The 11,095-nt window shown below is 53.5% G+C and carries 10 protein-coding genes and 1 other annotated feature; of the genes, 5 read left to right on the top strand and 5 right to left on the bottom strand.

Going from position 1 to position 11,095, the window contains the following annotated elements; translation table 11 throughout:
- Nucleotides 1-155: 155 nt before the first annotated feature.
- The 3 genes from thiH to thiS are packed head-to-tail and all read right to left on the bottom strand — an operon-like array spanning nucleotide 156 to nucleotide 2,358.
- On the bottom strand, nucleotides 156-1,319 hold the full coding sequence (thiH, locus tag Q3886_RS05145) for a 2-iminoacetate synthase ThiH (RefSeq protein WP_301860099.1): 1,164 nt from the start codon (nucleotides 1,317-1,319) through the stop codon (nucleotides 156-158).
- A gap of 12 nt (nucleotides 1,320-1,331) precedes the next feature.
- Nucleotides 1,332-2,105 carry a thiazole synthase gene (locus Q3886_RS05140; protein ID WP_301860098.1) on the bottom strand — a complete coding sequence of 258 codons (774 nt, stop codon included), beginning with the start codon at nucleotides 2,103-2,105 and terminating at the stop codon, nucleotides 1,332-1,334.
- Between the two features lie 58 nt (nucleotides 2,106-2,163).
- Nucleotides 2,164-2,358: a sulfur carrier protein ThiS gene (thiS, locus tag Q3886_RS05135; RefSeq protein ID WP_301860097.1), complete on the bottom strand. Its 195-nt coding sequence runs from the start codon at nucleotides 2,356-2,358 to the stop codon at nucleotides 2,164-2,166.
- 260 nt (nucleotides 2,359-2,618) lie between these two features.
- Between thiS and Q3886_RS05130 the strand changes: the two genes are divergently transcribed.
- Nucleotides 2,619-3,842: an ATP-binding protein gene (locus tag Q3886_RS05130; RefSeq protein ID WP_301860096.1), complete on the top strand. Its 1,224-nt coding sequence runs from the start codon at nucleotides 2,619-2,621 to the stop codon at nucleotides 3,840-3,842.
- A gap of 78 nt (nucleotides 3,843-3,920) precedes the next feature.
- On the opposite strand, the gene lipA is transcribed toward Q3886_RS05130, so the two are convergent.
- Nucleotides 3,921-4,793, bottom strand: a complete 873-nt coding sequence (gene lipA, locus Q3886_RS05125; RefSeq protein ID WP_301860095.1) for a lipoyl synthase — start codon at nucleotides 4,791-4,793, stop codon at nucleotides 3,921-3,923.
- Nucleotides 4,756-5,463 (bottom strand): lipoyl(octanoyl) transferase LipB, encoded by a 708-nt coding sequence (gene lipB, locus Q3886_RS05120; protein WP_301860094.1) that lies wholly within the window; start codon nucleotides 5,461-5,463, stop codon nucleotides 4,756-4,758. The genes lipA and lipB overlap by 38 nt, the downstream gene beginning before the upstream one ends.
- A gap of 343 nt (nucleotides 5,464-5,806) precedes the next feature.
- Nucleotides 5,807-6,052, top strand: a binding site (T-box leader).
- A 49-nt stretch (nucleotides 6,053-6,101) separates the two neighbouring features.
- On the opposite strand from lipB, the gene ilvC reads away from it, so the two are divergent.
- From ilvC to ilvD, 4 genes are read left to right on the top strand one after another with little or no spacing between them, the layout of a single operon-like run.
- Entirely contained in the window at nucleotides 6,102-7,112 is a 1,011-nt protein-coding gene (gene ilvC / locus Q3886_RS05115; protein WP_301860093.1) for a ketol-acid reductoisomerase, read from the top strand.
- 38 nt (nucleotides 7,113-7,150) lie between these two features.
- Complete coding sequence (ilvB, locus tag Q3886_RS05110; RefSeq protein WP_301860092.1) at nucleotides 7,151-8,848, top strand: biosynthetic-type acetolactate synthase large subunit; 1,698 nt, start codon at nucleotides 7,151-7,153, stop codon at nucleotides 8,846-8,848.
- Complete coding sequence (gene ilvN, locus Q3886_RS05105) at nucleotides 8,845-9,348, top strand: acetolactate synthase small subunit (protein ID WP_301860091.1); 504 nt, start codon at nucleotides 8,845-8,847, stop codon at nucleotides 9,346-9,348. Before ilvB ends, ilvN begins: the two co-directional genes overlap by 4 nt.
- A 52-nt stretch (nucleotides 9,349-9,400) precedes the next feature.
- Entirely contained in the window at nucleotides 9,401-11,053 is a 1,653-nt protein-coding gene (gene ilvD, locus Q3886_RS05100) for a dihydroxy-acid dehydratase (protein ID WP_301860090.1), read from the top strand.
- Nucleotides 11,054-11,095: the final 42 nt, after the last annotated feature.

Here is an 11,095-nt window from a genome sequence, read left to right as displayed (position 1 = left end):
GAACTATAATGCATAATAGGAAGAATAAAAATTCATTATATATGATGCGAAATACATTGCAGAATACAAGCAAAAACAGCAGGGAGTGGATTAGTCTCCCTGCTGTTTTTGTCTTGCTGTTTATGGTTATATCATAGAGATGTGAGGTTTCCTGGTTATACGTAAATATATTCGCTGGTCACAGGCTGGAGGCCCATGTGCTTAATGGCAGCGTACATTTCATCAAAAGGACGGTTGTCCGTAATTTCAAACTGTTCGTCTCCCTTTTCAGAACCGTCGTTTTCCAGATGACCGCCAATGCCGACGCAGACGCTGGCCGAGACCTTGGTGGCGGCGATTTTCATGATAGCATTTCGGAAGGCCGCACTTTCCCGGCTCGATACGACGATGCAGGCGTAGGGCAGGAATAGGCGGTAGGCGCAGATGATCTGCGTCAGTTTCCGTTCGTCCACGTCTTTGGGATTGATTTTATCGTTGTTAATAATCGGGCACAGACGAGGACAGGACAGGGAAATTTCGGCCTGCGGATATTTCCGCTGCATGAGCCAGGCGTGCATCCCTGTGGCGACGGCGTCTTTCTGGTAATCTGCAAGACCCAGGAGGGCTGCAAAGCCGACGCCGCGCATGCCGCCGCGAATGGCCCGTTCCTGGGCGTAGAAGCGGTACGGGAAGATGCGCTTGTTTCCTGCCAGGTGGAGCGTTTCGTACTTGTCAGAATCGTAGGTTTCCTGAAAGACCGTTACGTAGTCAGCGCCGCATTCGTGCAGATATGCATAGTCTTCCGAATTTACGGGATAAATTTCCATGCCAATGACCCGGAAATACTGGCGGGCAATTTTGACGGCATTGCCAATATAGCGGACATCCGACATTTTGGGGCTTTCGCCAGTCAGCATGAGGACTTCTTCAATGCCGGCATTGGCAATGTTCTGACATTCCCGGTGCAGTTCTTCGTCAGTCAGGCGGGCGCGCTTGATTTTGTTGTGCGAGTTGAAGCCGCAATAAATGCAGTAATTTTCGCAGTAGTTTGCAAAGTAAATAGGCGTGAGAATGGAAATATTTCCGCCAAAGTGACGGCGCGTGACCATGTGGGCTTTCTGAGCCATCTGTTCCAGATAAGGAGCCGCTGCTGTCGACAGGAGGGCCATGAAGTCCTGCGGGTCCAGGCGGGTCTTGGACAGTGCCCGCTGTACATCAGCTGCCGTGTAGTCTTCGTTGCGGAATGAATCATGGTAAGCTGTTACCTGAGCGAGCATATCCGAATCCAGTATTTCCATGCCGGGCAGATATTTCATATGATCAATGCGTTGTTCTGTCATCATGAAGCCTCCTTAATCGCCTAAAAATCCGGTCAGCGGATCGGAAGCGGACGCCGTTTCGCTGATGCGGCCCATGCCGGCCAGGTAGGCAGCGCGGCCTGCTTCGATGGCCTGACGGAAGGCCTGGGCCATGAGGGGCAGATTGCCGGCTGTCGCCAGAGCCGTATTGGCCATAATGGCAGCAGCACCCATTTCCATGGCTTCACAGGCCTGAGACGGACGGCCAATGCCGGCGTCGACGATGACGGGCAGGTCGATTTCGTCAATGAGAATCTGGATGAATTCCTTCGTTGCCAGGCCCCGGTTGGAACCGATGGGGGCAGCCAGAGGCATGACGGCAGCGGCGCCGGCACTGACGAGGTCGCGGGCTGTATATAAATCAGGATACATGTAGGGCAGGACGACGAAGCCTTCGTTGGCCAGAATTTCCGTAGCCTTTACGGTTTCTGCATTGTCCGGCAGAAGGTATTTGGAATCGCGCATGATTTCGATTTTGATGAAATCACCGCACCCTACTTCCCGGGACAGGCGGGCAATGCGGACAGCTTCGTCGGCATTGCGGGCACCGGACGTATTGGGCAGTATCGTAACGCCGTTGGGAATAAAGTCGAGAATATTATCTTTTTTGCCGGCTTCTACGCGGCGCAGAGCCATGGTGACGATCTGGGCGCCTGCCTGTTCGACAGCGGCCTGAATGAGGTCGACGGAATATTTCCCTGAGCCGAGAATGAAGCGGGATGAAAATTCATGCCCTCCTAAGATAAGGGCGTCTTTCTGTTGTTCCATTGTATGGACAGCTCCTTTGCTGAGTATAAGTATGCAGTAACAGTCGCAGCAGCAGCCCTTAGCCGCCGCCGACAAAATGGACGATTTCCATGGAATCGCCGGCGCTCAGCGTTACCGTATCATACGTGCCGCGGCGCACAATGGCTCCGTTCAGTTCGACGGCAATGCGTTCCGGACGCAGCCCTTCCCGGTCTAAATAGTCTCTGAGATTCATGCCGTCTGCGGCAATATCTTTTCCGTTGATTCGGACCATCTGGCATAACTCCTTTCAAAAAAAATAGACCGCACGAAGAAGCTACACCGATGGTGGTGTACCCCTTCGTGCGGCCTGTATCAGTCACACTCTACTACTAGTATAGCGAAGCAGCGCCATTTGTCAAGACGGGAAATGAATCGGCATATGCCGGAGAGATATGGGCCGTGTCTTGCAATTAGCCGCGTTTTTTGGTATTGTTGAGAACAATACATTGATTTTTAAAACGTAACAGGTCCATCGGAAAGGAGAACGATAGGATGGATGTATTGCAGATCGAGGATATGATCATATGCCGGCACCTTGTAGCGGATGAGATGGTACAGGCTGTATCATCCCTGTGCGAGGGAATGGAGCCGGACAGCAAGGCGGCAGGAATGCTCATTGCTCAGGCCGAACGTCTGGGATTGTCGGGAAATATATGGCAGCAGTATTTGCTGCAGCGCCTTTGCGACGGTGACAATGTGGCCGCTGCGACGGTGGAACGGACCGGAACCTACGGGGCAGGACTCGTAGCAGCAGTCGGTGAAGACATGAAGATCCTGCTGCCCTTTTTGCAGGCCAAAGCGTCGGCCCTGTTTGGCTATGCCTTTCTGGATTCGTATACGCCGGCAGCGCCCAGACACAGCGAATGCCGGGCTGCCCTGGCACAGGCTCTCGGCGGCAGCACGAGCCCTCAGGAATGTGCCCGCCTCCTGCTGGAACACTACCGGCAGTACGGCAGCGGCCCTATGGCGGAATACATGGCCTTCCGGGTCCGCAGTGACGGTGGTCTTGTGGGCATTGAAGAGTTTCCCCATTATGAATGGGATGATCTGCTGGGATATGACCATCAGAAGAGCCGCCTCCTGGCCAACACGGTAAACTTCATTGAAGGCCGCGAAGCCAACAACGTACTGCTCACAGGCGCACGGGGCACCGGCAAGTCCACTGGCGTAAAAGCGCTGGTGTACAGGTATCATGACCAGGGGCTGCGCCTTGTCCAGGTCGGCCGCAGTCAGCTCTCCGGCCTGGCCCAGCTTATGGAACGGCTGGCAGAAATCCGCAGCCGGAAATTTATTCTCTTCCTAGACGACCTGTCTTTCGATGAAGATGAAAAAGAATACAAGTACCTCAAGTCGGCCATTGACGGCGGCGTATCGCCGCAGCCGCCCAATGTCCTCCTGTACGCCACGTCCAACCGCCGTCATCTCCTCAAGGAAACGTGGAAGGACCGCAGTGACGAACAGGATGAAGTATACCGCGACGACAGTACGAACGAATCTATTTCCCTGTCTGACCGGTTTGGCCTCATTCTGCATTATGCCACGCCTACGCAGGATGAGTACCTGCAGATTATTGACCACGAACTGCGCAAGGCCGGCGTCTGTCTCGACGCTCATGAACTGCGCATTCAGGGCCTGCGCTGGGAAATGGAACATTCCGGCCGTAACGGCCGCATTGCCCAGCAGTTCGTCAAATGGTATCTGGGAAATCGAAAATAGTATACCTCATAGAGATGCGGTATCTATGCGAAAAGGAGCTGTCTGCACTAAGCGGACGGCTCCTTTTCTGTTAGAGGGTTAATGGGCCAGGCACTGGCTGACTGTAATGCCGGCGCGGTAAGAGCTGCGGACCAGGGGGCCGCTTACGACATGGGGAAAGCCCATGTCTTCGGCGAGCTCGCGGTAGCCATCAAATTTTTCCGGCGTGACGTATTCGGCGACTGGAACATGGTGCGGCGATGGCTGCAGATACTGGCCAATGGTCAGTATGGTTACACCGGCCTGCCGGAGATCGGCAAAGGTTTCTTTCAGATCCTGCAGGGTTTCGCCGAGACCGACCATGATGCCGCTTTTGATGAGCATGTGGGGATGGCTCGTAGCGGCATAGCGCAGTACATCCAGGGACTGCTGGTAGTCGCCGATAGGGCGGATTTCCGGGAAGAGACGGCGCACGGTCTCGATGTTGTGATTGAAAACCGTCGGATTGGCATTGAGGACAATGTTCATGGCCGTCAGGCTGCCTTTAAAGTCGGGAGTCAGAATTTCGATGGTCGTGTCCGGGCTGATGCGGCGGACTTCTTCAATGCAGGCTGCAAACTGCTCGGCTCCGCCGTACTGCAGGTCATCGCGCGTAACGGACGTAATGACAATGTGCTTCAGCCCCAGGTGCGCCGTCGCTTCGGCCAGGTTTTTTGGTTCCATCGGGTCCAGCGCTTCCGGTTTGCCCTTAGGGACGGCGCAGTAGCGGCAGGCCCGCGTGCAGACGCCGCCCAGGATCAGGAAGGTCGCCGTCTTGTGGCCGAAGCACTCGCCAATGTTCGGGCAGTTTGCACTTTCGCAGACCGTATGGAGCCGCAGCCCTTTGACGAGATTGCGGACGTTCTGATACGTTTCATCATTGCAGATATGCTGTTTAAGCCAGGCTGGCTTTTTGGCTGTTTGTTCTTTCATAGAGGTCACCCCAGTTCGTTGTGAAAGTATAGGTTGTCGCCGGGAAGGCGGCTGTAAATTCTTCAGATACAATAGGAACCATGGCGTCTGCAGATGTATGGACTCCCTGCTGTTCAATGCTGGTAACGCCGAATTCCGTAATACCGCAGGGGACAATGCGGGAAAAAAGACTCAGGTCGTTGCAGACATTGAGGGCTGTGCCGTGAAAGGTAATCCAGCGGCGCACGCCGACGCCGACGGCGGCAATTTTCTGATTTCCCGCCCACACGCCGGTGTAGACTGCCTTGCGTCCGGCCCGAATGCCGACGCGTTTCAGAGAGCGGATCATCCAGTCTTCGACTGTGCGGACGTACCAGTGCACGTCAGGCTTCCATTTTTTCAGGTTTAAAATGGGGTAGCACACGAGCTGGCCCGGATTATGGCACGTAATATCGCCGCCCCGGTTGGTGTGAATGACGGGCACGCCGTGATCAGAAAGCCATTCTGCCGGCGTGAGCAGGTGCGTATCGCCGCCATGCATGCCGATGGTAATAACCGGATCGTGCTGCAGCATGAGGACGATGCCGTCCCAGTGTCCGTCCTGTACTAATTGTCTGGCTGCGTCCTGATAGCCCAGGCCGCGCTCATAGTCGATGCAGCCCAGATACACTGCACATACGTTTCTGTTCATAGGCGTACCTTCTCACTTAGAATAATAAATTGCGTTTTTGTTATGTTAATTATACTTGATAGTTATGATAAATTCAATTCTGCCGGCCTATAGTTGCGCAAAATTTAATGTATTCATGCATTTTTGTAACATATGATACAATGTGGGACGACGAACTAAAATATGTTATATTTACGTTATAAAGAAGAGGGCGGCCAATAAGGCATGTCATATACGCTTACAGAACGGAAAAGAGAAACGTTTAACGTAAGAAAATGCGAAAAAAGATGGGGAAAATGCATTGACAAACCCAGTTTGATTTTGTAGAATGTGTTCAAGCTTTTCGAAAGGAAAGCGTTCATAAGTAAATCTGATGATGGGAAAGAGTAGTGGTCTGACCCAATGCCCAGAGAGCCGGCGGCTGGTGTGAGCCGGTAATTGGAAGACAATGAAAATCATCCCTGAAGAGACGTGCTGAAGCAGGTAATTAAGCACAGACGATTTTTCCACGTTATCGGAAACGCGTATGTTAGTACGTTGTAGAGCGCTCGGCTGCAGTAATGCGCCGGGAAGCAGGGTGGTATCGCGGAATCTTGTATCCGTCCCTCTTTTTGAGGGACGGATTTTTTGTTTTCATGAATGGAAAAGGAGAAAAAATCATGGCAAAAGTATTTTATGAAAAAGACGTAAACTGGGATGTAATGAATGGTAAGAAAGTAGCTATTATCGGCTACGGCAGCCAGGGTCATGCTCATGCACTGAACCTGAAAGAAAGCGGCGTCGACGTCGTCGTCGGCCTGTATGAAGGCAGCAAATCGGCAGATGTAGCCCGCAAAGCCGGCCTGGAAGTCAAAACCGTTGCTGAAGCCGTTAAAGACGCAGATATTACGATGGTCCTCATTCCTGATGAAAAACAGGCTGACGTATATAAGACGGAAATTGGCCCGAACCTGAAATCGGGCAGTGCCCTGGCCTTTGCTCATGGCTTCAACGTTCACTTCAAACAGATCGTCGCTCCTGCTGACGTAGACGTATTCATGGTTGCTCCTAAGGGCCCAGGTCACCTCGTTCGCCGTACCTTCGTCGAAGGCGGCGGTGTTCCTGACGTATTTGCTGTCGAACAGGATGCAACAGGCAAATGCTTTGACATCGCCCTGGCTTATGCCCGCGGCATTGGCGGCGCCCGTGCCGGCGTCATCCAGACGACGTTCCAGGAAGAAACGGAAACGGACCTGTTCGGTGAACAGTGCGTCCTCATGGGTGGTATTTGCCAGCTCATTACAGACGGCTTCGAAACGTTGGTTGCTGCTGGCTATCAGCCGGAAATTGCCTACTTTGAAACCTTCCATGAAATGAAGCTCATTACGGACCTCATGTATGAAGGCGGCATGACGAAGATGCGCAACTCCTGCAGTGACACGGCAGAATACGGCGACTACGTTTCCGGTCCCCGTGTCGTAACAGATGCCACCAAAGAAGGCATGCAGCAGGTACTGAAAGAAATTCAGGACGGCACCTTTGCCAAAGACTGGCTCCTGGAAAACAAAGCCGGCGGCCGTGCTCACTTCCTGGCTATGCGCCGTCAGCACGCTGAACATCCTGTAGAACAGGTCGGCAAGAAACTGCGTGCTATGATGTCGTGGCTGAATAAAAACGATAAAAACGACTAATGCAAGGAAAGATTGATGAAAAGAGAGGATTGTAATCGATGAAAATGACCGGAGCGCAAGCAGTTATTGAATGTCTGAAACGCGAACAGGTACAGGTCGTCTTCGGCTATCCCGGCGGGTCTGTGCTGACACTGTATGATGAAGTATATAAGGCAAAATTTCCCCATATCCTGACAGGCCATGAACAGGGTGCCGTCCACGCTGCTGACGGATATGCCCGCGCTACAGGCCGCCCTGGTGTATGCTTTGCTACGTCCGGACCGGGCGTATGCAATATGGTTACGGGCATTGCCACGGCCAACATGGATTCCATTCCTCTCGTCATCATTAGCGGCCAGGTGGCTACGCCCCTCATTGGCCGCGATTCCTTCCAGGAAGCCGATATTTCTGGCATTACGACGCCTATTACCAAGCATAACTACCTGGTAAAAAAGGCAGAAGATCTGCCGCGGGTCCTGAAAGAAGCCTTCTTCATTGCCACGACGGGACGGCCTGGCCCGGTCCTCGTCGATATTGCCAAAGACGTATTTGATACACCTTTTGAATTTTCCTATCCCGACCGGGTCCATCTGCGCGGCTACAGCGGTTCCTATATAGGCCATGATGAAGATATTGACAAGGCCGCAGCCGCCCTGGAACAGGCCAGAAAGCCGGTCCTCCTCGTTGGCGGCGGCGTCGTCCTGTCAGGCATGTCCGATACGCTGCGGGATATTGTGGAAAAGACCCATGTTCCTGTCGTGACGACCCTCATGGGCAAAGGCGCCGTTCCTGATACGTACGATGCCAACCTGGGCATGGTCGGCATGCACGGCTCCTATGCCGCCAATATGGCCGTTACCCAGTGTGACCTGCTCATTGCCATTGGCGCCCGCTTTGACGACCGCGTCACAGGCGATGTGGAAAACTTTGCTCCCAACGCCCAGATCGTCCATTTCGACATTGATAAGGTGGAAATCAACAAAATCGTCCATGCCGATGTCAGCGTCAACGGCGACCTGCGCTGGTCCCTGCCCCTGTTTGACCAGAAAATCCGCGAAAAGGGCGTCGATTTCTGCGATCAGTTTGGCCCGTGGCGCGAACACGTTCAGGCTATGGCGGCAGCCCATCCTTTCCAGACCCGCAATCTGGCCGATGCCGTGTCGCCGCAGAAGCTGTTTGAAGCCATTGCGAAATGGACTGATGACGACACCATTGTCGTAACCGACGTAGGCCAGCATCAGATGTGGGCCGCTCAGTTCTCTTCCGTCAACAGGCCCCGCCATTTCGTTACGTCCGGCGGTCTGGGGACCATGGGATATGGCCTGCCAGCTGCCCTGGGCGCCCAGATCGGCTGTCCCGACAAGCAGGTCGTCCTGTTTACCGGCGACGGCAGCATCATGATGAACTGCCAGGAATTTGCCACTCTTCATACCTATGGCGTACCCGTCAAAGTCGTCGTTCTTCACAACAGCGTCCTGGGCATGGTCAACCAGTGGCAGCGCATGTTCTACCAGGGCCATTATTCCCAGTCCGTCCTCGACAAGAACCCTGACCTGACCCGCCTGTCCAGCGCCATGAACGTACCGGGCTTTGCCGTACATCGGCCGGAAGAACTGGCAGAAGGGCTGAAAAACCTGTTTACTACAGAAGGACCGGCCCTGCTGGATGTCTTTATTCCGCCTGATGAAGATGTATATCCCATGGTGCCAGGCGGCAAGCGCCTTGATGAAATGATTTTAGGAGGAAATGGGCAATGATGAGACAGCACTTAGCCATTCTGGCAGACAACAAACCAGGCGTTCTGACCCACGTAGCCGGCCTTATCAGCCGGCGGGCCATCAATATTGAATGCATCAACGCCGGGTATACAGAAGAACCGGATGTGACGCGAATCAACATCGTCGTATCCGTCGAAAACCGCTGGGAACTGGATCAGGCTGTCAATCAGCTGGCCAAACTCATTGACGTCATCAAAGTCGTCAACCTCGACGATGGCCCCATGGTCAGCTACGAACTGGCCATGGTCAAAGTCAAATGCGACACGCCGTCTGTGCGGGAAGAACTGACGAACATTGCACACCTCTTTCATGCCAAAGTCGTTGACGTACAGCGCCAGTCCCTGATTTTCCGCCTTACAGGCCGGGAAGATCATATTGAAGCGCTCTTGCAGATGCTCAGTGATTATGAAGTCCTCGAAATCGCCCGGACCGGGCAGATATCCCTGTCCCGCGGCGTTGTTCCAGTAAAGCAGATGTAGCCTGTCTGCCTCACAGACAGCTTCGTATTGTGTATTAAGAAAGGATGGTACTATGCGCAGTGATGTAGTAAAAAAAGGGATTACGCGGACCGCGCACCGCACATTGTTTCATGCTATGGGGTACAGTGACGAAGACCTGAAGAAGCCCCTTATTGGCGTAGTCAATTCGTTTAATGAAATCATTCCCGGACATATTCATTTGCGGGAAATTGCCGACGCCGTCAAATTGGGAGTTGCCGCTGCCGGCGGTACGCCTGTAGAATTCCCGGCTATCGGCATTTGTGACGGCATTGCCATGGGTCACAGCGGGATGAAATATCCTCTGGCCAGCCGCGAACTCATTTGCGACTCCATTGAAGCCGTAGCCAACGGCCATGCCTTTGACGGCCTCGTGCTCATTCCGAACTGCGATAAAATTGTGCCAGGCATGCTCATGGCAGCAGGGCGGCTGAATATTCCTGCTGTCGTCGTCAGCGGCGGCCCCATGCTGGCAGGCCGGCATAAAGGCAAGGATATCAGCGTCAGCACCATGTTTGAAGCTGCTGGCAAAGTTGAATCGGGCCAGATGAGCCAGGAAGAAATGACAGAAATGGAATTCCAGGCCTGCCCGGGCTGCGGTTCCTGTTCCGGTCTGTTTACGGCCAATACGATGAACTGCATGACTGAAGTGCTGGGCATGGGCCTTCCCGGCAACGGCACCATTCCGGCAGCCTACTTCGGCGCCCGCCGCATTTTGGCGAAAAAAGCCGGCGCCGTCATTATGGACCTGATTAAGCGGAATGTGAAGCCCCGCGACATTATGACCATGGAAGCCTTTGAAAACGCCATTGCCGTAGATATGGCCATTGGCGGCTCGACGAATACGGTTCTGCACCTGCCGGCTATTGCCCACGAAGCTGGTCTGGACCTGCCGCTGCAGAAATTCGATGAAATCAGCCGCAAAGCTGCGTATATCTGTAAAATGAGTCCTGGCGGCACGTATCATATGCAGGATCTCAATGAAGCCGGCGGCATTTGCGCCGTCATGAAAGAACTGACCAAGCTGGGCATTATCCACACAGATGCTCAGACCGTAACCGGCACCATTGGCGAACGCATTGCCAATGCCCGCAACGAACGGCCCGAAGTACTCCATTCCGTAGAAAATGCTTACATGCACAAAGGAGGCATTGCCATTCTGACAGGCAACCTCGCTCCTGACGGCTCGGTCATCAAAGAAAGTGCCGTTGAACCGGATCTCCTCGTATATAAGGGCACGGCCAAATGCTACGATTCCGAAGAAGACGCTATTAAAGCCATTATTGGCGGCGAAATCAAAGAAGGCCATGTCGTTGTCATTCGCTACGAAGGCCCCAAAGGCGGCCCGGGCATGCGGGAAATGCTCAACCCTACAGCTGTCATTACCGGCATGGGCCTGAAAGTTGCTCTCCTTACAGACGGCCGCTTCAGTGGTGCCAGCCGCGGCGCCTGCATTGGCCATATTTCGCCGGAAGCCATGGAAGGCGGTCCTATTGCCCTCATTCAGGACGGCGATACTATTTCCATCGACATTCCCAACCGCAAACTGCAGCTGGAAGTGAGCGATGAAGAACTGGCTAAACGGAAAGCGGCATGGAAACAGCCGGAACCGAAAGTCAAGACTGGTTATTTGTCCCGGTATGCCCGCCTCGTTACATCAGCCAATACAGGGGCTGTATTGAAATAAGCGTGCCAGATTCACTATTATTATAGATATATATAAGTACTA

Source organism: uncultured Megasphaera sp. (assembly GCF_958350005.1).
Taxonomy (GTDB): Bacteria; Bacillota; Negativicutes; order Veillonellales; family Megasphaeraceae; genus Megasphaera.
Note: the sequence above shows the minus strand (reverse complement) of the source record. Positions and strands in the feature narration are given on the sequence as shown.